This is a genomic window from Ornithinibacter aureus (assembly GCF_009858245.1).
Taxonomy (GTDB): domain Bacteria; phylum Actinomycetota; class Actinomycetes; order Actinomycetales; family Dermatophilaceae; genus Fodinibacter; species Fodinibacter aureus.
Genome location: NZ_VMSB01000001.1, coordinates 3,480,381 through 3,501,320, shown reverse-complemented (window position 1 = coordinate 3,501,320; position 20,940 = coordinate 3,480,381). Strand labels below are relative to the sequence as shown.

Below are 20,940 nucleotides of genomic sequence, written 5' to 3'. Positions count from 1 at the left end.
TGCACGAGAACATGGTGGCAGGTCCGGGCGGTGTTGCCCACCACCCGGACCTGCGCGCCATCAGGAGGCGGCTGCCTCGTCGTCGGCGAGCCCGTCCTGGGGGCCGTCGTCGAGGTCGAGGTGCAGCACGCCGTAGCTCCACCCACGGCGGCGGTAGACCACGCTCGCGCGGTCGGTGTCGGTGTCGTGGAAGAGGTAGAAGTCGTGCCCGACGAGTTCCATCTCGCGCAGGGCATCAGCCAGCGTCATCGGCGAGGAGCGGTGGATCTTCTCGCGGACCTCGACCGGCGAGTCACCGAACGGGCCGTCCGGCTCGTCGACCTCGGGGGCGGCATCGACCACGGACTGGTCGGCCGGGGGCACGATGCGGGCGGTCGCGGCCGCCACGGACTCGGGCGTTCGACGCCCTCGGTGGACCTGTCGCCGGTCGTGCTGACGCCTGAGCCGTTCCATCAGCTTGTCGATCGCCACGTCGAGGGCTGCGTACTTGTCCTCTTCGCACGCCTCGGCCCGGATGACGGGGCCCTTGGCGTAGCAGGTGATCTCCACCTTGTCGCAGGCCTTGGCCTGCCGGCGGTTGGGTTCGTGGCTGATCAGAACCTCCACTCGACGCGTGCGCGGCTCGAGCTGGGTGATCTTCGCCAGCTTCTCCTCGATGTGTGCACGGAATCGATCGGAGACGGTCAGGTGCCGTCCGGTGACGGAAATGTCCACGTGGTCCTCCTTGTGCTGGGGGTTTGTTGCTCAGTGCTCTACGGCGAAACTCGGCACCACCTCCGCACAATCGGGGCTCATGCACTGACGCTAGTCCGCCGCCCGACGGGCCACAAGGGCGGGGGTCACACGGCGCGGTGTGGCGGCCACCGCGGCAGCGACGACGTGCTCAGCGCCGACGGTCCGAAGCGCCCGGGCGGCCTCCGCCATCGTCGCGCCGGTGGTCACGACGTCGTCGACGAGCAGGCACGTCGCCCCCCGAACCACCTCGCGCCACCGCCGTGACACCTCGATCGCGCCGGCGAGGTTCGCCGCCCTGGCCGAGCGGTCGAGGCGGGACTGGTCGGCGACCCGCCGGGTGTGCCGCAGGGCTGGCGCGAGGTGGATGCCGGGCGGGCCACCGCGCGCACCCGCGCGGGCGAGGTCCCCGACCGGGTCGTCGCCTCGCCGCCGCCGCGCCGACCGTGCCGTCGGAAGGGGCACGAGCAGCACGGGTCCATCCCGCGCGACGTGGCGGCGCAGGGTGGGGTCAGCGGCGAAGGCGGTCGTCAGCGCCGACGCCAGCAGCTGTCCGAGGGCAGGGCGCAGGTCGCGTCTCTCCTCGTCCTTGTAGGCCGTGACGGCCAACCGCAGCGGCCCGTCGAACGGCGCCGCCGCCCAGCAGGCCGGCATCCCGAGCGGGCTCGGATCGAGGGTGACGAGCGCGGGCCACCCCTGGGATGCCGTGCGCAGGGTGGCCGTGCAGGCTCGGCAGAGCGGTGGGCCGGGTCGGTGGCAGGCCGCGCACCGCGACGGCAGCACGAGCTCACCGGCCGCTGCCGCTGCGCCCGCCACCCGTTCCCAGAGCCTGTCCCCCATGGCACCCCCTTGGGCCCAGCATGACCCGACACCACGTGCTGCCGCCCGTGAGGATCGCCCCCCTGTGGACGCGCGACATCGAGGGGTCGAGACATGCAGGTGCAGATCGGGGATCCCGGGCATGTCTCGACCTCTCGATTGGGCTCCGTCAGCCGGAGGCGACGGCGAGGTCGGTCGCTGGGCCGCTGTCGACCCACTGGGAGCCCGCACGGCCGAGCAGGCGTCCCGTCGAGGTGGTGACCCACAGGTCACGTTCGCCGCCCGTGGACGTGATGGCCACGGCATCCGGGGCTGCCGTCAGTGCCCGCACTCCTCCGCCGACGGTGATGATGACCGGCTGGAGGGTGCTGCCCTCGAGGACCCCGAGCGCGGCCAGGGTGCGGTCGTCGAGCCAGGCCAGGCTCGTGGCCCGCACCAGCGAGACACCGAGGCGCAGCGGCGACGCGAGCCGCTGCGGCTGCCCGGCGCGTGAGCGAACGACCCCGGAGAGGTCGATCCGCGCGTCGCGGCCGTCGGCCGCCGTGGACAGCACGGCGATGCGGTCTCGGTCGGGGGCGACGCGGGCCTCGAGCACCCGGCGCCCGGCGAGCCAGGCCGCCTCGACGGCGACGGCAGCGGCGTCGGCCCCGGCCGGGTCGGATGCCGTGTTGACGACGAACAGTCGTGGCGCGCCGGCGCCCCCGGCGCCGACGGCACCCACCCACAGCCAGCCCCGGCTGTCGTAGGACGGGCTCCCGACGGCACCGCCGGGCAGCGGCACGACGTAGCGGTTGGCGTCGCGCCAACGGGAGACTCCGTCACCGCCCGGGTTGATCGCCGCCAGCTCGTTGCCATCGGCGGACAGGGCCAGACGGGAGAAGCCGGCGGGCACTGCGGGGTAGGGTCGCTGGTCGGCGGGCTCACGCGGTTCCTGGTCCCCGAGGCTGCTGGGGTCGAAGACCGCCACCTCCTCGCCACGGCGGACCACCGGGGCAGCCAGGGTGACCGGCGGCGGCGGGGTGAACCCGACCTCGGCGAGCGTGCCGGCCGAACCGTCGAGCGTGAGCAGGTTGACGGGCACGTCGTCGACGGAGAGGGACACCCGAGTGACTGCGGGATCCTGGATGAGCGTGGCGACGAACTGTGCCCACAGGTTCTTTCTCGTCGTCTGGCCGGGCGCCAGCTTGCTTGAGATGAGGTTGACGGTCGCGACCCCTGAATCGATCGAGACGGCGTCGCCGAGCAGCCGTGCGCCGAGCGGGACAGCCGTGACGGCCGCACCGTCGAAGTGCTCGGGCAGGGGCAGGATCTGGGCGCGTGCCAGCCGGGTGGCGAGGCGATCGACGGGGAACCACCGCACGTCGGGGATGAGCGCCCGCTGACTCGTCGACACGTAGTGCACGGCGTAGGGGCGCACGAGCCGGTTGACCTCGGTGCTGGCGATCCAGCGGCCGAAGCCCTCGGGCAGGGCCGCGATGCGCCACTGCCCGCCCACGGTCTCGAGCTGGAACTCGGCCGTCACGGTGCTTCCCGGTGGCGCGGCGGTGTGGCGCCCTTCCTCGTCGACGGTGGCGGCGACCTTGGCGGTGATGCGCACGGTCGTGGGGTTGACGAGCACCGTGGCGGGTGGCGCTGCCTCGGCCAGGAGCACGAGCGAGGCGTCAGGGTTCCACGCCTCGCTGACCGAGGCGGTGAGGAAGGCGCGCGCGTTGTCGTAGGCCGCATCGCTGGCTGCCCCTGCGCGCACGAAGCCGCGCACGATGCTCTCCTGGATCTCACCGGTTCGGGGCCCTGGGAAGGTCACCCGCAGGTCGGCGGGGCGACCGCTGCCGACCTCGCGACCGGGCTCGACGGGCCCTTCGCTCGACAGCCCCCCGCAGCCGGCGAGCGCCAGCACCACCAGGAGGGCAAGGGCCGCCCGCACGAACCTGGTCATGGCTCCTCGTTCGGGCTGAGCGGCAGCGGTGAGCCGTGCAGGGTCGCCCCCGCCCGCTGCGGCAGGGTCAGGCGGAACCGCGAGCCGACCCCGCGCTCACCCCACGCCTGGAGCCACCCGTGGTGCAGGCGAGCATCCTCGAGCGAGATCGACAGGCCGAGCCCCGTGCCGCCCGTCGTGCGGGCGCGAGCGGGGTCGGCGCGCCAGAACCGGGTGAAGACGTTGGCCGCCTCACCCGGCCGCAGACCGACGCCGTGGTCCTCGACGACGACCGCCACGGCATCCGACCCGACACCGACGTGGATGTCGACGGGCCGGCCCTCACCGTGCTCGATGGCGTTGACGACGAGGTTGCGCAGGATGCGCTCGACCCGGCGCTCGTCGACCTCGGCCTCGGCCGGCTCGTCGGGCACGTGGAGGGTGACCACGCTCCCCCGCCGGTCGGCCAACGGCCGGGTGGCCTCGACGACGCGGCGCAGGGGGCTGCGCAGGTCGACCGTCTCGACGTCGAGGGCGGCGGCGCCGGCGTCGAAGCGGCTGATCTCGAGCAGGTCGGCGAGCAGTTCCTCGAACCGGTCCAGCTCACCGGCGAGCAGTTCGGCGGACCGGGCCACCGAGTGGTCGAAGCCGGTGCGGGAGTCGTGGATGACGTCGACGGCCATCCGGATCGTCGTGAGCGGCGTGCGCAGTTCGTGCGAGACGTCGGAGACGAAGCGCTGCTGCACGGCGGACAGCCCCTCGAGCTGGCGGATCTGCGACTGGAGGCTGTCAGCCATGGCGTTGAACGACGTCGCGAGGAGGGCGAGGTCGTCCTCGCCGCGCGACGGCATCCGTTCGTTGAGCTTGCCGGCCGACAGCCGCTGGGCGACCTCACCAGCCCGGCGCACCGGGGCGACGACCTGCCGGGTGACCACCCACGCGACGGCGCCGACGAGCAGGGTCAGGGTGAGACCGGCGATCACGAACGAGTTCGTGATCAAGTCCATCGTCGCGACCTCCTGCCCCAGCGGGTAGATGAAGTACAGGTCGTAGGGGCCGGCGTTGGGCACCTCGACGACGCTGCCGACGATGAACGCCGGGAGGTTCTCGCCTCCGAGGGTGACCTCGCTCATCTGGGTCTGCTGGCGACCCGGGGATGCCGCCACGGCGGCCTGGAGCTCGGGGCTCACCACCGACAGGTCGAGGACGCCGCTGCGCAGGGTCGCGAGCACGATGTCGCTGTCGTTGCCGACCGAGCGGCTCATGACGACGTAGCGGCTGGGGTTGGACCCCGGCGCCGCGAGCAGGCGCGTCATGATGTCGCGGGCCGCCTGGTCAAGGTCGTCGACCGAGGTGGCGGTGGAGTTGTCCCACGTCGTCTGGGCCTGGGCGGCCAGCGCGAGCGCCTCGGACTGCGAGGTGTCGATCTTGTCGCTCTCCAGACCGCGGGCGATCTGCTGGTAGAGCACCCCGCCGAGGGCGGAGACGACGAGCAGGCCGAGGAGCATCGTCGTCGTGACGACCCTCAGCTGGAGGGACTGCCGCCACCGTTGACCCAGGTGGGCGAGCGCATCGCGCATCGAGCTCAGGCCTGGCCGGCCTTGTAGCCGACACCGCGCACGGTGACGACGATCTCGGGACGCTCGGGGTCGTGCTCGATCTTGCTGCGCAGTCGCTGGACGTGAACATTGACCAACCGGGTGTCACCGGCGTGCCGGTAGCCCCACACCTGCTCGAGGAGCACCTCGCGGGTGAACACCTGCCAGGGCTTGCGGGCCAGGGCGACGAGCAGGTCGAACTCGAGCGGGGTGATCGAGAGCCGCTCGTCGCCACGGGTCACCGAGTGGCCGGCGACGTCGATGGCGAGGTCGCCGATGGTGAGGCGCTCGGGCTCGGGCTCGTTGTCGCGCCGCAGGCGGGCCCGCACCCGGGCGATGAGCTCCTGGGGCTTGAAGGGCTTGACGACGTAGTCGTCGGCACCGGATTCCAGGCCCACGACGACGTCGACGGTGTCGGTGCGGGCGGTCAGCATGACGATCGGCACGCCCGACTCGCCCCGGATCTGGCGGCACACCTCTAGCCCGTCGATGCCGGGGAGCATGACGTCGAGGAGCACCAGGTCGGGGCGGTGCTCGCGGAAGGCACCGATCGCGGACGAGCCGTCGGCGACGTGGTGCACCTCCAGGCCTTCGTTGCGCAGGACGATGCCGAGCATCTCCGCCAGCGCGAGGTCGTCATCGACGACGAGCACACGACCCTTCACGTCGGCGGTTCCTTTCCCGGGGCAGACTGTCGAGCCAGTCTCGCACAGCACTGTGGGAGTTCCCTGCACGCAACGGGGCTGGTCAGGCCGGGTGAGCACGGCCCGGGGCTACCCTGCGTAGGTGACCCGACAGCGCTGGCTCAACTGGCTCGACGCCTCGGTCGCCATTCGCCTGACCTTCCTCATCCTCGCCGTGTTCGTCGCCGAGATCAGCAACGTGCTCCTTCAGGTGCTGCCGTGGCTGGCGCTCGTGACGATGGTCGAACTCGTCATCACGACCCTCGACCGGCTGCCGGTGGCTCGCCAAGGCGTCGTCGAGAGCCTTGTCGTGGCGATGCTCGCGACATCTGCCGCAGCGGCGGGTGCGGCGTACGGCCTGATCCACACCGGAGCGACGCTGCTCGTGTTCGCCCCGGCATACCACGCCGGCACCCGCCTGGGCCGGTTCGGGGTGCTGCTGACCTCGGCCGCGGCCGGTGGCGCCTGCCTCCTGGCCTTCGCCCTCGGCGAACACGACCACGACCTCACGTGGTCGCTGCTCGCGTGGCTCGCGGCGGCCGCCGCGCTCAGCGTCCTCGGGGCGTGGAACCAGCGGCTGGCCGCGGAGGCGGCCGCCGAGGAGTCGGACCCGGCAGCACGTGAGGCCATCGAGCTCATCGCCCGTCTGCAGGACCTCTCCGCCCAGATGTCCACCGGTCTGGACGCGCTCGCGAGCGCGACGCTCGCCCTCGACCTGTTGGCCTCGGACGTGCCGTCGACCCGCAGCGCCGTGCTCGTCACGCCGGATTCGCGCCACCTCGTGCCGGTTGCGCTGCGCGGGTCGACGCGGGCACCGTGGGCGGTCTCCGACGAGATAGGCCGGGTGCTGTCGGTCGGTGCGGACCGGTTCACCCCGACCGAGGTGACCTTCACCGACGATCTCGGTGAGCGCCGGGCGCTCGTCGTGCCGTGTGCGCTCGGCAACGGGTCGACGACCGTGCTGGTGGCCGAGCGCGACGCGACGCAGCCGTTCACGACCGAAGAGCGGCGGGTCGCCCGGGAGGTGACCCGGCGAGTCGCGCCGACGATCCAGGCCGGGCTGCTGTTCGGCGAGCTGCGGCAGGTGGCGAGCATCGAGGAACGAGACCGGATCGCACGCGACATCCACGACGGGATCGCGCAGGAGCTCGCGGCCCTCGGCTACGGCGTCGACGCCCTGCGGGCGCAGGCCGGGCCACCCGGCGTTCCCCTGCGTGACAGCCTCGACGCCTTCCGCCAGCAGCTGAGCGGTGTCATGGCCGACCTGCGCCTCAACATCACCGACCTGCGGGTCGCCGAGCGGCCGGGCAGCGGCCTCGGGGCGGTGCTCGGTGCCGCCGTCCAGAGCTTCGGCAGCGTCACCGGCATGCGCACCACGGTGACCGTGAGCGAGCGCCAACGCCGGCTCGACCCCCGTGTCGAGATCCTCGTGCACCGCCTCGTCATGGACGTGTTGGCCGATGCGCAGGCAAGCGGCGCCCACAACGCGTGGGTGACGCTCACGGCATCCGTCGTCGGGCCGGTGAGCGTCGAGGTCGAGCACGACGGCGACCCCCGGTCGGCGCGCCAGAGCTACGCCACTCCCCGGGTGGAGGGTGTCGCGGCGCACCTGACCATGGGCTCCGGCACTCCAGGCCGGCTGACGGTTACCCTGAGGGTCGAGGAGCCGACCCCGTCCCTGGGCGGGGCATCAGGCCAAACCTGAGGAAGGGGGCGCTCGTGACGCTCAAGGTCCTGCTCGTCGACGACCACGCGGTCGTGCGCGAGGGGGTGGCGGCGATGCTGGGCGCGCAGGGCGACATCGAGGTGGTCGGTCAGGCCGGCTCGCTGGCCGAGGGGCACGCCTTGCTCGAGCGAGCCCTGTCGGCCCCTCCGGACGGCAAGGTCGTCGCCATCATCGACGTGACCATGCCCGACGGCAGCGGGTTGTCACTCGTGCGCTCCGCGCGGGAGCGGTCGAAGGACATCGGGCTCGTGGTGCTGACGATGCTCAGCGACGACTCGAGCCTGCTGGAGGCATTGGATGCCGGTGCGTCGGCACTGGTCCGCAAGAGCTCACCGGCGGAGCAGGTGATCTCCGCGGTGCGCCGAGCTGCCGAGATGCCGCTGGAGTTCTCGACGAGCGGGCTCGCCGAGGCGCTGCGGCGCCGCAGCGAGGCCCCGCAGGCGACGCTGACCTCGCGCGAGACCGAGGTGCTCAAGCTGCTCGTCGAGGGGGCGTCAGTGGCTCAGGTGGGGCGCGCGCTGTTCATGAGCCAGTCGACGGTCAAGACCCACATCGGCAAGATCTACGAAAAGCTCGGGGCGCACAACCGTGCAAGCGTCGTCATCATGGCCGTGCGGCTCGGGCTCATCGGGGAGCAACCTCCCACGTGACCTCCGGCTCCGACGGCCCGGCCGACGAGGGCCACTCGACTAGATCCAGCCCAGCGCGATGACGGTGATGATGGCGGCCAGTGCGATCAGCGCCACGATGAGGCCGTACTCGACAACCGTCACGCCTCTCTCCGACCGAGTGGTGCTGGCATGGCGCGGCAATCGACGTGTGGCCATCCGGTATTCCTTTCAACACAGTCGAGGTCGATCCTCGCCCACGGAACCAGCGTCGCGTCTTGACCCCGTGCCCAACCATCCCCCGACGGGTCGCCGAAAAGAACCGAACGGTTGACGGGGGTGGGCCGTTCGGTCGAGCGGCGGGGCGACTGCCCGCGAAGAGGCCCTTGGGCCCCCGACACCGAGAGCCGGATGCCGTGGCTCATGACGGCACCCGGCTCTGGTCGGTCAGCGGGCGACGCGCGCACACCTGGCTACGTCAGTAGCGGTAGTGCTCCGGCTTGTACGGCCCGGCGACGTCGACGCCGAGGTACTCGGCCTGCTCCTTGGTCAGCTCCGTGAGCTCGACCCCGAGCGCGTCGAGGTGCAGCTGGGCGACCTTCTCGTCGAGGTGCTTGGGCAGCGTCTCGACCTTGGGCGCGCCCTCCTCGGTGAAGTACTCGTCGGTCTTGTTGAACAGCTCGATCTGCGCGATCGTCTGGTTGGAGAACGAGTTCGACATGACGAAGCTCGGGTGGCCGGTGGCGTTGCCGAGGTTCATCAGGCGACCCTCGGAGAGCACGATGATCGAGTCGCCGTCCTCGAAGGTCCACTCGTGCACCTGCGGCTTGATCTCCTGCTTCTTCACGCCCGGGACCTTGGCCAAGCCGGCCATGTCGATCTCGTTGTCGAAGTGGCCGATGTTGGCCAGGATCGCCTTGTTCTTCATCTGCTGCATGTGCTCGGCGGTGACGACGTTGAAGCACCCGGTCGAGGTGACGACGATGTCGGCCTGGCTGATCACGGACTCCAGCTTGGCGACCTGGTAGCCGTCCATCGCGGCCTGCAGCGCGCAGATGGGGTCGATCTCGGTGACGATGACGCGGGCGCCCTGGCCGCGCAGCGACTCGGCGCAGCCCTTGCCCACGTCGCCGTACCCGGCGACGACGGCGACCTTGCCGCCGATGAGGACGTCGGTGGCGCGGTTGAGGCCGTCGATGAGGCTGTGACGGCATCCGTACTTGTTGTCGAACTTGCTCTTGGTCACCGAGTCGTTGACGTTGATGGCCGGGAAGAGCAGCTCGCCGGCCTCGGCCAGCTGGTAGAGGCGGTGCACACCGGTGGTGGTCTCCTCGGTGACGCCCTTGATCTCGGCGGCGACCTTGGTCCACTTCTGCGGGTCCTGCGCGAGGGTGCGGCGCACGAGCGCCTTGAAGACGCCGAACTCCTCGGTGTCCTCCTCGGAGGTGGGGGGAACCTGACCGGCGGCCTCCCACTCCTTGCCCTTGTGCACGAGCATGGTGGCGTCGCCACCGTCGTCGAGGATCATGTTGGCGCCGTGGCCACCGGGCCAGGTGAGGATCTGCTCGGTGCAGTCCCAGTACTCCTCGAGGGTCTCGCCCTTCCAGGCGAAGACCGGCACACCCTGCGGGTCCTCGGGGGTGCCGCCCGGGCCGACGACGATGGCCGCGGCGGCCTCGTCCTGCGTGGAGTAGATGTTGCAGGAGGCCCACCGGACCTCGGCACCGAGCGCGGTCAGCGTCTCGATGAGCACGGCGGTCTGCACGGTCATGTGCAGCGAGCCGGCGATGCGTGCGCCCTTGAGCGGCTGCGACTCGCCGAACTCGGCGCGCAGGGACATCAGGCCGGGCATCTCGTGCTCGGCGAGGCGGATCTGGTGACGGCCGGCCTCGGCCAGGGACAGGTCGGCGACCTTGTGGTCAACGGACATGGAAGTACTCCTTGGGGTCACAACGATGGGCTGACCCGGCGTCGCCCTTCTGGGCCGCACGTGCGTGGAGGGTTATCACCCGCGCCGGCAAGAGCCCAGAATACCGCAGCGTGGGTGGTGGATGAGTTCGCTACGGTCTGGGGATGCCGTCCGCCCGTGGAACGCTCCCCTGGTCACCTGCCGCCTCGCTCACCGACCTGCTGGCACCGCCCGTCGCGGCCGCCATCACCTCGGTGCCGGGCGCCCTGGTGGCGCCGATCGCCGCAACGCTCGCCGACACGGCATCCTTCTGCGAGGCCTACGACGTCTCCCCCGCGGCGAGCGCCAACTGCGTGATCGTGGCCGGCCGACGCGGTGACGTCACGACCTACGCCGCGGTCATGGTGCTCGCCACGCACCGCGCTGACGTCAACGGCGTCGTGCGCCGCCACCTCGGCGCGCGCAAGATCTCGTTCGCACCGCACGAGGATGCCGTCGGGCTGACGGGGATGGAGTTCGGCGGCATCACGCCGGTCGGGTTGCCGGACGGCTGGCCGATCCTCGTCGACGACGCGGTGGTCGGAGCCGGCGAGGTGGTCGTGGGGTCGGGGCTGCGGCGCAGCAAGCTGCTGCTCGCGGGTGCAGACCTGATGACGCTTCCCGGGGCTGAGCGGCTGCACCTCGCCAATCCGCTCTGACCCCTGCAACACCTGAACGGCCCGTGCCACACATGGTGTCCGTTCGGCTGTTGACGACCCTTTCGACCACTGGGACATTGAGCGCACAAGGCGTTGCCCGGCGAAAGTGCGTTACCCACCGACAGGGGTGCGACGTGACTGCAGACCCACGATTCACCCCGCAGCAGTGGGACGAGTTGCAGAACGCCGTCATGTACGCCTTCCTCCTCGTCACGGCGCCGGACGGCAAGATCCCGAGGCTGAAGTCGGCGATGCTGATCAAGTGCTTCGAGAACTCACGGGTGGCAGGAAACCCGGATGAGCAACTCTTCGCGTCGGTCATGCGGTCGTGCGAGAACAGCAAGGAGGTGGTCCTCCAGCGGGCCATGCAATCCGTGCTGAGTGGTCGCAGTGCGCAACAGTCGCTGCACGACGTCGCTGGCATCCTGAAGCAGGCGTCCGACGGCGAGTCCACAGCCTTTCGCGCAAACATCGTGGCGATCGCCGCAGCCGTTGCCAAGAACGGGAAGTTCATCCCGCGGATCAGCCCGGCAGAGGCGCACGCGGTGGAGGAAGTAGCGCTGGCCCTCGGATTCACCGGCTGACGGGCGCTCGACGTGGACCACTTCTGCTCCCCCAGCGATGTGCCGGCGGGCGCTGCGGGCGCGGTTCTCGGTGAGGTCTCGAACGGCCGGTGCCCGGTCTACTTCCAGGATGCCGTGAACCCCGGGCGCTGGTACGTCGGCTACGTCGTCATGATCGACGAGGGCATCGGTGCCGGACTGGCCTGTTGGGGCCAGGACTTCGACCAGTACTTCGCGCTGATCAACGACCCCAAGTTCGGAGCCATCTACGTCGATGAGTTCCGAAAACAGTGGCGCGTGTTCACGAAGGTGCTCGACCAGACTGCCGACGAACGCTACGGCGACGGCGCCCTCGCCCAGTTCGTCGACCCGGACGACATCAACCGCAAGTGGTTCGTGGCGAGCATGTTCGCAGCAGACCCCGACACCGCTCAGTTCACCGAGAAGGCCGTGGCGGCGACGGTGCGCTCCGTGGAGTTGAGCCTCGCGATCAGGGCGGACTTCCGCTCCCCCATCAGCCCCGTCACCTTCGCCCGGGTGTTCTTTCGAGGAGCGGCAGCCGGGGCGGCTGAGGCTCGTCGATGGACCAAGCACCTCGACTGGCTCACCATCCTCCTCGAGGACTCCTGATGGCACCACGGTCACGCCGGTGCCGGGCACGACGGCCTGCGTCTGCGTCGGCTCGCAGGACTGGTTCACCACCTCGGCCGACGGCGACGGAGCAGTCGTCGTCGACGTCAGCCGCCTGAACCAGGCCCGCGACTCGACCACCCAGATGATTCGGGAACAGGACGGCATTGTGCGCTCCCAATTGCTGACCCCGCCACCTGACGCACTCCCCGGCCCCACCTCGTGGGCCAGCCGGGACGTCGTCTGGCTCGGCCTGGCCGCGGTGGCGCCGCTGGTCATCGCGCTCGTGGTGTGGTGTCGCACGCCGGCGTTAGGCTCGCGGCGACGAAGGGGTTGGGTGCTCATGGCGTATGACGAGGACGTGGCGCAGAAGATCCGGGATGCCGTCGGTGTCGCAGCCGGGGACGCTGGCTACCGAGAGATCAGGATGTTCGGCGGCCTGTGCTGGACCGTCAACACCCACATGGCTGTCGGCGCGGTCGGCACAGACCTGATGGTGCACGTCGGCACGGATGGGGTCAGCCCGGCGCTCGAGGCCGGTGCACGCCGCGCCACGATGGGTGAGCGCACGATGGGCGGGGTCGTCCTGGTCTCCGCAGCCGATCTCGAGGCGGAGGGGGCGATGGCCTCGTGGGTCGAACCCGCCGTGGCGCGTGCGCTCGCCCGTCCGCCAAAGCAACCCAAGAAGAGTTCGGGTGATCCAGCGCGCACTCACACGGCCGGCACCGGGGGGTAACGACGTGCTCCTCGACGACATCGCCGACGAGCTCTACGGGCTACCACCCGAAGCCTTCACCGCCGCCCGCAACGCCCGTGCCAAGGCAGCCAAGGACGCCGGTGATCGCGCCCTGGCCGACGCCGTGCAGCTGCTTCGCAAACCGACCGCGGGGGCGTGGGTGGTCAACCAACTAGTGCGTGAGCAGCGCGGCGAGGTCGATTCCCTGCTGGATCTGGGCATTCGGCTGAGGGCAGCGCAGGGCACGCTCGGAGCCAGTGACCTGCGCGCCCTGGACGAGCAGCGACGGCAGCTCACCCGCGCGGTGGCGGCGCAGGCCGTGGCCATCGCGACGGGTGCCGGTCGCAAGGTCTCGGGGCAGGTGGCCGCGGACGTCGAGGAGACCCTGCGATCCGCGATGGTCGACCCGAATGCCGGCGCAGCCCTCGCGACGGGCCGCCTCACCGACACCTTCAGCTCAAACGGGCTGGAGCCGGTCGACCTGTCACGCGTCGTCGCGCTCGCCGACCGGGTCGCGGCACCAGCTGGCGGGGTGCCGCGCATCGTGACGGACGCGCCACAGGCCCTGTCGGACGCCGAGGCGCGGGCCGCTGCCGCCCGGGCCGTCGCCGATGCCGAGCGGGTTCTCGAGCAGGCTGAGCAGGCGGTGCGCGACGCACATGCCGTGGCGGAGCGCGCCACCGCCGACGCCGTCGGAGCGCGCCGCCGCCGCGAAGACCTCGAGTCCGAGCTCGCCGCTGTGCGCCGGCAGCTGGCCGACCTCGAAGCTCAGGTCACCTCGTCCAGCCAGGCCGAGGATGCCGCGCGGCGCGCTCAGCTGTCGGCCGCCCGGGCCGAACGGGCCGCCATCGAGTCAGCCACCAAGGCACACGCGTCGCTTGCGGCCCTTGTCACGAAGAGCGGTCGCGCAGCTCAGTGACGTGCCGAGCGACCGGCAGGTCGAGCCAAGAGCACCACGCGAGAGGTGCTCTTGGCCCGATCACGAGATGCCGAGGCACGCCGAGTGGCACTCACAGCCCCAACTTGTCGGCCGCATACGTCGCCTGCTTCTTGGTGAACTGGTCACCGTAATCGCTGCTCAACTGATCGATTAGTCCACTGCGCGAGAATCCCTTGAAGTCGAGGTAGCTCTGCCCGGCTCGGACCGCCTGCTCATTCCAATTGACATCAAGATTCTCGACGGCCCACTCGGCGTCCTTTCGAGGGAACCCTTCACCGTACTCGCTGGAGAGTTGGTCAATGAGGCCCTTCTTGCTGAATCCCTTGAATTCAAGGTACGACTCTGCTGAGCGAAGCGCGTTGAGCTGCGAGACCGTTCCTGCGGACTTCGCCTCCGGGGCAGGAGCCGCCTTGGTTGGCGACGGTGCCGGCGCTGGCTTAGGAGCGGTTGATGTGGAGGGCTCGGGTGCCGGCTCTGCGGTCGCTGGCGCTGTGGTCTTCGGTGCCGCAGGAGTCTCAGGGCTCGGCAAGGCCGACGAGGATGCAGACGCCTCGAGCGCAGCTTGCGGCTTGTTCGCGTCATCCCCGCCTCCACCCAGGGCGCCGATGAGCACGAAGGCCGTCACGAGCCCACCCGGAACCACGTAGCGCTTCTTCTTGAACCACGGACGCTGACTCGACGGAAGCGACTCCGCACTCGCCGGGGCTTCGCTGCTTGCGAACGTCGACCCACCTGAGTGGCTGTCAGCCGCGCCCACTTGCGCAGACCCGTGCCCCTGCCCCGCTCCGGGAGCGACGTGCTCGGTCCAACTGGCTCCATCCCAATAGCGCTGGGTTCCATCTGGTTGCGGGTACCAACCGGCGGGGGTGCTGCTCATTCTCTTCCTTCCGACATGCGATTGCGTGGGCAATCGAGCTTCCGTGTGGTTCTTGCGTGCAGGGCGTCACATGGCCCCGTCGTGTCGTGCGAGGGGATCACGGACAGTCCTCGGTCAGCTTTACGGAGGCGAGCGTGACCATCGTGTCAACGGGGACCTCTTTGCCAGCCTTCGGGGACTGCGTGCAGACCTGCCAGTTCGAGTCCATGACCTGGATCCTGCCCAGACCGAGCGCATCAACTTGGTCGAGAAGGAACGAACCATCCTTCTGGAGCATGTCCTGGGCGAGTTGCAGGTTCTGGCCGACAAGTTTCGGCATCGTGAACGTCTCCGGCGCCGCAGTCGTTGATTCGACCTCGGCCGGCACCTCCGACTCCGACTCCGATGGTGAGGGCGTGGCAGTCACTTCCACGGTGGTCGAAACAGTGACTGTGGGCGCTACGGCGGCCGTCGTCGCCTCAGATGCGGAACTTCCACCGCACCCACTCAATCCTGAGGCCGCGGCCAGCGTCAGCAGGAAGCAGGCGGCGACCTTGGAGAGAATTCTCACGACACATCACTTTCGAATGGACCATCAGTAGACCCCCAAAGCACAAATGCGCCCAGCATGATGCTGGGATTTGGGCGAAGGTGCAGCGTAGCCGGCTCTTCGAACTTGACCGGGCACGCGGTGCCTGCGTGGTGACGCTGTAGGGCCCGTGACCTCGGTGATCATGGCTGTTGTCAAGGCAGTTCATGGTCACGAAGGTGAGGTCACGGGCTTGGTTCAGCGTACGCAATTTCAGGCGGTCCAGGACGACACGGCAGGGCAGGACGACAGGTCGGGGCAGGACGCGACACTGCTCCTGGGACTCGAGGGGTTGGCGGTGGCGCAGGTCGAGCTCGACGACGAGGGCGGCCGGGTGGTGCATGTGGTCACCGACGACGAGAGCGCGGCGGGCTGCCCGTCGTGTGGGGTGCTGTCGACCTCGGTCAAGGGTCACGCCGTCACCAGGCCGCGGGACGTTCCCTACGGGCAGGCCCCGTTGCATCTGGTGTGGCACAAGCGGCGGTGGCGCTGCCGGGAGGCGGCGTGCCCTCGGGGGTCGTTCACCGAGTCGCTACCCGCGGTCCCGGCGAGGGCCAGGGTGACGAGCAGGCTGCGGACGGAGTGCGGTGCCGGGATCGCGCAGCGGTTCTCCTGCGTGAAGGCCGGCGCGGAGCACTACGCGGTGTCCTGGCCGGTGGCACACCGCGCGTTCATCGCGCACGTCGACCCCGTCCTGGCGCAGCCGCTGCCGCCGGTGACCGTGCTCGGGATCGACGAGACTCGCCGCGGCAAGGTCAAGTGGGCCCAGGACCCGGTCACGGGGCGCTGGTTCGTGCTCGCGGACCGGTGGCACACCGGGATCGTCGACGCCGCAGGCACCGGCGGCCTGCTCGCTCACATCGACGGCCGCACCGCCGCCAAAGTCGCCGAATGGATTGCGGAGCAGCCAGATTCGTGGCCGGGCCGGGATCACCCACGTCACGATCGACCTGTCCGCGTCCTACCTGCGGGCGGTCACTGACGCCCTGCCGAACGCGGTCGTCGTCGCTGATCGTTTTCACTTGGTGCGGCTGGCCAACGACATGGTCACCGAGGTCCGTCAGCACGCCACTCGTGATGTGCGTGGCCGCCGCGGCCGCAAGCGTGACCCCGAGTGGGCCGGCCGCCGCAAGCTCCTCATCGGCCACGAACGCTTGGACCCCGCCGCGTTCGCGAAGCTGTGGAACGCCCTGATCGACGCCGGTGACCCCGGCATCGAGATCCTGCACGCGTACACCGTCAAGGAGAACCTGCGCCACCTCCTCGCGCTGTCCGGGACCTTCCCCGAACGCTCGCTCATCCGGGACCGGCTCTGGGCGTTGTACGAGCAGGCCGCCGCCTCGACCTCGCCCGAGGTCCACCGGTTCGCTGCGACCATCGAGCAGTGGTGGCCGGCCATCGAGGCCGCGATCATCACGGACTACTCCAACGCCAGGTCCGAGGGGTACAACCGCCTCGCGAAACACCAAGGCCGCAACGCGTTCGGCTACCGCAACGTGCACAATCACCGCCGCGCCATACGCTGGGCCTGCACTCGTCAATACCGGCGAGCCTCAGCTGCGATCAGCGAGGTGCCCGGTCAAGTTCGATGAGCCGCGTAGCCACGGCACGGCGTCCAATGGGAAGAATCGGCGCATTCCGGGAAGAATTGACCAAACGGACGATGGGTTGCGCGTTCTTTGCACAGCCCACGAAACACGTGAGCGCGGCGTTCAAGGACCCGCGAGATCACGCGCGTCGCTTGAAGCGCTCTTCACGAAGAGCGGTCGCGCAGCTCAGTGACGTGCCGCTCCCTCGTCACGAGGTGCGGTCGCGCAGTTCCGTGACGTGCCGTGACACCGACGGGTCGAGCCCGAGGCCCAGTGCCAGGTAGGTGGCCGTGAAGTCGGTGAGCGCAACCAGCGAGGCGAGCCGTTCTATCGGCGCCCCTGACCGCGCCTGCTGCTCGAACACCGGGATGCCGCTCTCGCGCGCCGACGCGACGACCGCGTCAGCGAGCGCCACGGCATCCGGGGTCTGGTCGGGGTCACGCAGGGCGAGCAGTCCGAGGCGCTGAGCCGGGGGTCCATCCAGGTAGGGGTCGGCGAACAGGTCGTCGGCCGAAGCGCCGGGGCCGTCGTCGGGGCCCGATCCGAACGGCCCGTCGAGGCACGCGACGACCTGCGAGGCGGCATCCGGGAGTGCGCCGTGCGTAGCCGGAACCCGTGCAGTGCGGGCCAACATGGCCGCGGCCCGGTTGGCGGCCACCCCGGCCAGCGGGCCGTCGCCGAGCACGACCGGCACGGTCGCGCCCAGGCCGAGGGCGAGCACCTTCGCGGGGTTGAGGAACGACTCGGAACTGGGGCGGCACTCCTCCGCAACGGCGTCGAGCACGTCGGCGACTCGTTCGAGCACCGGTGCGGGGCAGTCGACGAGGCCGAGTGCATCGGCCGCGAGCAGCACGGGGGTGAGCAGTGACCACAGCGCGGTGCGCGACGACGGCGTCGGCAGCGCCACGTCGACGTGGACACCCCGAGCGCGGGCGCAGACGTCGGCGAGCGGCGAGTCGGCGGCACCGACGGTCAGCAGGGAGGCGCCGCGGCGGGCGGCCTCGGCGGCGAGGGCGAGTGGGCCGGCGGCGCGCCCCGACTGCGAGACGGCGATGACCAGGTCGAGAGGCCCCACCCACCCCGGCAGTGGTGCGGACCGGCGGGTCGTGACCGGCACGGGCGACCCGGGCTCGGCGAGCAGGTCGAGCACGTCGCAGACCAGCGCGGAGCCGCCGAGCGCGGCGACCAGCACCGATCGCGGGCGCTCTCCCCCGGCGGCGGTGGTGATGCCGGCCTCCTGCGCCGACACGATCGCCCGACGCACCTGCGCCCCGGCCGACGCCAACGACCGCAACGAGTCACGCGAATCGAGGACGCGCAACTCCTCGGAGTCGTCGAGGCGCCTCTCGTCGACCCACGGCATCGTCGGCCCCCTCAGGCGGGGTGGCGGGCCTCGTCGACGAGCAGCACCGGCACGCCGTCGTCGATGCGGTACGCGAGCCCACACTCACCCGAGGTGCACACCAGTTCCGGGCCGCCGGTGGGGCCGGTGTGATCGCGCAGCTCGCTGCGGCACGCGGGGCAGCGCAGGATCTCGCGCAGCCACGGCTCGATCGCCGACGCGGGGGTTGCCTGCTCGCTCATGACGTCCTTCCGGGGGTGGTGTCGAACAGCCCTGATCCTCCCACACCGATCGCTCTCCACTTCGTGCGACTTTGGTGCTCGATCTGGCTCGGACCGGGCTGGAGGCGCCCCGAAGTCGCACGAAGTCGGGGTGGGGAGGTGGCTGGATTGCAATCAGTCGGGGTGGGGAGGTGGCTGGAGCGCAATCAGTCGGGTCAGGCGCGGATGAGAGCGAGCGCGGTGTCGCGCACCCACTCCATCGTGGCCTCGCCCGCGGCCTCGACGTTCAGGCGCAGCAGCGGCTCGGTGTTCGAGGCGCGCAGGTTCAGCCACCACATCGGGTCGCCGCTGCCCTCCCCGGACCCGGCGTGGGTCAGCGTGAGACCGTCGAGCTCATCGGCCACGACGCCCTGCCCCTGCGCCCAGGTGCGCACGCGCGCGGTGGCGGCCGCGGCATCCGAGACCGTGGAGTTGATCTCCCCGGACGCGGCGTACCGGTGCAGGTCACCCATGACGACACTCAGCGGGGCGTCCTGCTCGCCCAGCGCGGCGAGCGTGTGCATCGCGGCGAGCATTCCGGTGTCGGCGAACCAGAAGTCGCGGAAGTAGTAGTGCGCGCTGTGCTCGCCGCCGAAGACCGCGTCGTGCCGCGCCATCTCGGCCTTGATGAACGAGTGCCCGACGCGGGTGCGGATGGCGCGCGCCCCCGTCGCCGCGATGACCTCCGGCACCTGCGCCGAGCAGATGACGTTGTGGACGATCGCCACGTCGGATGCCGTGGCCCCCTGGGCGACCGCGCGCGCCACCTCGCGGCGCGCGATGAGGGCGGTGATGGCGCTCGGGCTGACGGGCTCGCCGCGCTCGTCGACGACGAAGCAGCGGTCGGCATCGCCGTCGAACGCCAGTCCGAGATCCGCGCCGTGCTCGACCACGGCGGCCTGGAGGTCGACGAGGTTCTTGGGGTCGAGCGGGTTCGCCTCGTGGTTCGGGAAGGTGCCGTCGAGCTCGAAGTACAGCGGGACGATCGTCAGCGGCAGCGCGGGCAGCCCGGCACCCGCCTCGAGGACCGCTGGCACGGTGAACCCGCCCATCCCGTTTCCGGCGTCGACGACGACCCGCAGCGGCCGGATGCCGGACAGGTCGACGAGCCCGCGCAGGAACGACGCGTAGTCGGCGAGGACATCGCGCTCGGCGAGGTCGCCCGGGGTCACGTCGGGGTCGGGCACCGAACCGTCGAGGATGCGCTCGGCGAGCACGCGGATGTCGGAGAGCCCGCTGTCCTGTCCGACGGGACGGGCGCCGGCGCGGCAGAGCTTGATGCCGTTGTACGCGGCGGGGTTGTGGCTGGCGGTGAACATCGCGCCGGGCAGGTCGAGCGCGCCGCTCGCGTAGTAGAGGCCGTCGGTGCTCGCGAGGCCGATGAGGGTGACGTCGACCCCGCGGCTGCGCGCCCCGTCGGCGAACGCGGACGACAGCTCGGGGCTCGTGTCGCGCATGTCGTGCCCGATGACGCAGCCGCTCGCCCCCTCGGGGATCACGACGACCTCGGCGAAGGCGGCTCCGAGGGCACGGGTGACCCTGGTGTCGAGCTGGTCGGGGACGATGCCGCGCACGTCGTAGGCCTTGACGACATCGGCGAGGGAGGTGGCAGTCACGGCAGGCGAGCCTACGCGAGGTGCGGCACCCCTCGTCGGCTGTTACGTCCGGCGTCGTGGTCCGCTGGAGCAGCCACAGTGCCGGACGCGACGCCCCGGCAGGGGTGGGCGCCGCTCAGGTGTCGGTGGCGCTGGGCAGCATCCGCAGGTGGCCCCGGCGGACCTCGCCGGTGACCACGGTCGGGCCGCGGTCGTAGCCCTCGGATGCCGTCCCCGCCGCAGCGACGGACGCCGCCGCCGGGGCTGCGGTCGGGGCCGCCGGGGGCTGGGACCGCCGCGGACGACCGGCCTCGCGCACGGCATCCGCGAGGGCGAGGAGGTCATCGGTGCTCGGCTGCGGTTCGGGGTACTCGGCGACGAGGCGCACGACCTCCCAGCCCCGCGGCGCGGTCAGGCGGGTCGCGTGCTGGTGGCACAGGTCGTAGGTGTGCGGCTCGGCGTACGTCGCGAGCGGACCGAGGACAGCAGCCTGGTCGGCGTAGACGTACGTCAAGGTGGCGACCGCCGGCTGGCGGCACGCGGTCTTGGAACACCGACGAGACACATTCACGTCGTCGACTTTAGGCCGACCCACCGACGACCCGGCGCAGGCACGCCGCTGGCGGGTCGGGCGGCTGCCACAGGCTGGCCGTACCATGCCAACCGTGAGCCCATCAGGACGCAGGGACCGGCACGGGCGAGGGATCCGGGGGCCGATGGCGTGGCCGTCGGTGCCTGCGATGCGCAGCCGCTCGGAGCAGTTCGACGCACTCGTGCTGGACTGTGCCGACCGCCTGCGCCCCCACCTCGGCACGCGGTACGCCGCGCTCGAGTTCGCCGTCGAGGAGGTCCCCCCGCAGGACCCGGCCCCGTGGGAGGAGCAGACGCCCCCGCTGGGCCGGCTGCTGCGCGGCACCGCCGATCGTGACCCGTTGGTCGTCGTCTACCGCAGACCGATCGAGGCTCGCGCCCAGGACGACGCCGACCTCGCCGAGATCGTGCGGGAGGTCGTGACCGAGCAGGTGGCCGCGCTGCTCGGCGTGCCGCCCCACGAGATCGACCCGGACCGCGACCCCGACGCCTGACCCCCCCCCGATTGCCCAGGAACCCTGACGCCCGTACCCAGATCGACCAATAGGTCAGTGCAGGTAC

The 20,940-nt window shown here is 70.7% G+C and carries 23 protein-coding genes and 1 pseudogene; 10 read left to right on the top strand and 14 right to left on the bottom strand.

Annotated features, from left to right (window positions below; all coding sequences use genetic code 11):
- Positions 1–60: 60 nt before the first annotated feature.
- The 5 genes from hpf to mtrA form a co-directional block, all read right to left on the bottom strand.
- Positions 61–714: a ribosome hibernation-promoting factor, HPF/YfiA family gene (gene hpf / locus C8E84_RS16685; protein ID WP_159903949.1), complete on the bottom strand. Its 654-nt coding sequence runs from the start codon at positions 712–714 to the stop codon at positions 61–63.
- A gap of 90 nt (positions 715–804) precedes the next feature.
- Positions 805–1,572, bottom strand: coding sequence for a ComF family protein (locus C8E84_RS16680; RefSeq protein WP_159903947.1), 768 nt, complete (start codon positions 1,570–1,572; stop codon positions 805–807).
- A 148-nt stretch (positions 1,573–1,720) separates the two neighbouring features.
- Entirely contained in the window at positions 1,721–3,487 is a 1,767-nt protein-coding gene (locus C8E84_RS16675; RefSeq protein WP_159903945.1) for an LpqB family beta-propeller domain-containing protein, read from the bottom strand.
- Entirely contained in the window at positions 3,484–5,046 is a 1,563-nt protein-coding gene (mtrB, locus tag C8E84_RS16670) for an MtrAB system histidine kinase MtrB (protein WP_159903943.1), read from the bottom strand. Before mtrB ends, C8E84_RS16675 begins: the two co-directional genes overlap by 4 nt.
- 5 nt (positions 5,047–5,051) lie before the next feature.
- Positions 5,052–5,729, bottom strand: coding sequence for an MtrAB system response regulator MtrA (gene mtrA / locus C8E84_RS16665; RefSeq protein WP_159903941.1), 678 nt, complete (start codon positions 5,727–5,729; stop codon positions 5,052–5,054).
- 121 nt (positions 5,730–5,850) lie between these two features.
- Between mtrA and C8E84_RS16660 the strand changes: the two genes are divergently transcribed.
- Positions 5,851–7,452, top strand: a complete 1,602-nt coding sequence (locus C8E84_RS16660; RefSeq protein ID WP_159903939.1) for a GAF domain-containing sensor histidine kinase — start codon at positions 5,851–5,853, stop codon at positions 7,450–7,452.
- 14 nt (positions 7,453–7,466) lie between these two features.
- The gene (locus C8E84_RS16655) at positions 7,467–8,123 is read left to right on the top strand and encodes a response regulator transcription factor (protein WP_211675646.1); all 657 of its coding nucleotides are present in this window, start codon (positions 7,467–7,469) and stop codon (positions 8,121–8,123) included.
- Positions 8,124–8,162: 39 nt separating this feature from the next.
- On the opposite strand, the gene C8E84_RS16650 is transcribed toward C8E84_RS16655, so the two are convergent.
- Together C8E84_RS16650 and ahcY are read right to left on the bottom strand one after the other, a co-directional pair.
- Complete coding sequence (locus tag C8E84_RS16650) at positions 8,163–8,300, bottom strand: Flp family type IVb pilin (RefSeq protein WP_159903937.1); 138 nt, start codon at positions 8,298–8,300, stop codon at positions 8,163–8,165.
- Between the two features lie 259 nt (positions 8,301–8,559).
- Positions 8,560–10,011, bottom strand: coding sequence for an adenosylhomocysteinase (gene ahcY, locus C8E84_RS16645; RefSeq protein WP_159903935.1), 1,452 nt, complete (start codon positions 10,009–10,011; stop codon positions 8,560–8,562).
- A gap of 143 nt (positions 10,012–10,154) precedes the next feature.
- Between ahcY and C8E84_RS16640 the strand changes: the two genes are divergently transcribed.
- The 5 genes from C8E84_RS16640 to C8E84_RS16620 all read left to right on the top strand — a co-directional run bounded on the left by C8E84_RS16640 (position 10,155) and on the right by C8E84_RS16620 (position 13,536).
- Entirely contained in the window at positions 10,155–10,688 is a 534-nt protein-coding gene (locus C8E84_RS16640) for a YbaK/EbsC family protein (protein WP_159903933.1), read from the top strand.
- A gap of 134 nt (positions 10,689–10,822) precedes the next feature.
- On the top strand, positions 10,823–11,272 hold the full coding sequence (locus C8E84_RS16635) for a hypothetical protein (RefSeq protein ID WP_159903931.1): 450 nt from the start codon (positions 10,823–10,825) through the stop codon (positions 11,270–11,272).
- A gap of 12 nt (positions 11,273–11,284) precedes the next feature.
- Positions 11,285–11,881 (top strand): hypothetical protein, encoded by a 597-nt coding sequence (locus C8E84_RS16630; protein ID WP_159903929.1) that lies wholly within the window; start codon positions 11,285–11,287, stop codon positions 11,879–11,881.
- Positions 11,882–11,900: 19 nt separating this feature from the next.
- The gene (locus C8E84_RS16625; protein ID WP_159903927.1) at positions 11,901–12,617 is read left to right on the top strand and encodes a TfoX/Sxy family protein; all 717 of its coding nucleotides are present in this window, start codon (positions 11,901–11,903) and stop codon (positions 12,615–12,617) included.
- A gap of 4 nt (positions 12,618–12,621) precedes the next feature.
- Positions 12,622–13,536 carry a hypothetical protein gene (locus tag C8E84_RS16620; RefSeq protein ID WP_159903925.1) on the top strand — a complete coding sequence of 305 codons (915 nt, stop codon included), beginning with the start codon at positions 12,622–12,624 and terminating at the stop codon, positions 13,534–13,536.
- Positions 13,537–13,627: 91 nt separating this feature from the next.
- Here C8E84_RS16620 and C8E84_RS16615 read toward each other — a convergent pair whose 3' ends face one another.
- The 3 genes and pseudogenes from C8E84_RS16615 to C8E84_RS16610 all read right to left on the bottom strand — a co-directional run bounded on the left by C8E84_RS16615 (position 13,628) and on the right by C8E84_RS16610 (position 14,984).
- Positions 13,628–14,182, bottom strand: coding sequence for an Ltp family lipoprotein (locus C8E84_RS16615; protein ID WP_246197003.1), 555 nt, complete (start codon positions 14,180–14,182; stop codon positions 13,628–13,630).
- Between the two features lie 162 nt (positions 14,183–14,344).
- A pseudogene (locus tag C8E84_RS18615) lies at positions 14,345–14,434 on the bottom strand (DUF2510 domain-containing protein); the annotation flags it as partial.
- A 97-nt stretch (positions 14,435–14,531) separates the two neighbouring features.
- Positions 14,532–14,984, bottom strand: a complete 453-nt coding sequence (locus tag C8E84_RS16610; protein ID WP_159903921.1) for a PASTA domain-containing protein — start codon at positions 14,982–14,984, stop codon at positions 14,532–14,534.
- Between the two features lie 316 nt (positions 14,985–15,300).
- Here C8E84_RS16610 and C8E84_RS17925 point away from each other — a divergent pair, with 316 nt between their 5' ends.
- A complete protein-coding gene (locus C8E84_RS17925; RefSeq protein WP_211675644.1) occupies positions 15,301–15,984 on the top strand; it encodes a transposase family protein in 684 nt (227 codons plus the stop codon).
- Positions 15,899–16,594: a transposase gene (locus tag C8E84_RS17920; RefSeq protein WP_211675641.1), complete on the top strand. Its 696-nt coding sequence runs from the start codon at positions 15,899–15,901 to the stop codon at positions 16,592–16,594. The genes C8E84_RS17925 and C8E84_RS17920 overlap by 86 nt, the downstream gene beginning before the upstream one ends.
- Before the next feature lie 205 nt (positions 16,595–16,799).
- On the opposite strand, the gene C8E84_RS16600 is transcribed toward C8E84_RS17920, so the two are convergent.
- From C8E84_RS16600 to C8E84_RS16585, 4 genes are all read right to left on the bottom strand, one after another.
- Positions 16,800–17,954 (bottom strand): SIS domain-containing protein, encoded by a 1,155-nt coding sequence (locus C8E84_RS16600; RefSeq protein ID WP_159903919.1) that lies wholly within the window; start codon positions 17,952–17,954, stop codon positions 16,800–16,802.
- A gap of 11 nt (positions 17,955–17,965) precedes the next feature.
- Positions 17,966–18,175, bottom strand: coding sequence for a Trm112 family protein (locus tag C8E84_RS16595; protein WP_159903917.1), 210 nt, complete (start codon positions 18,173–18,175; stop codon positions 17,966–17,968).
- Between the two features lie 194 nt (positions 18,176–18,369).
- Entirely contained in the window at positions 18,370–19,809 is a 1,440-nt protein-coding gene (locus tag C8E84_RS16590; RefSeq protein ID WP_159903915.1) for a phosphomannomutase/phosphoglucomutase, read from the bottom strand.
- Between the two features lie 115 nt (positions 19,810–19,924).
- Complete coding sequence (locus tag C8E84_RS16585) at positions 19,925–20,359, bottom strand: DUF3499 domain-containing protein (protein WP_211675639.1); 435 nt, start codon at positions 20,357–20,359, stop codon at positions 19,925–19,927.
- 85 nt (positions 20,360–20,444) lie between these two features.
- Here C8E84_RS16585 and C8E84_RS16580 point away from each other — a divergent pair, with 85 nt between their 5' ends.
- Positions 20,445–20,873: a metallopeptidase family protein gene (locus C8E84_RS16580; protein WP_159903911.1), complete on the top strand. Its 429-nt coding sequence runs from the start codon at positions 20,445–20,447 to the stop codon at positions 20,871–20,873.
- Positions 20,874–20,940 lie beyond the last annotated feature (67 nt).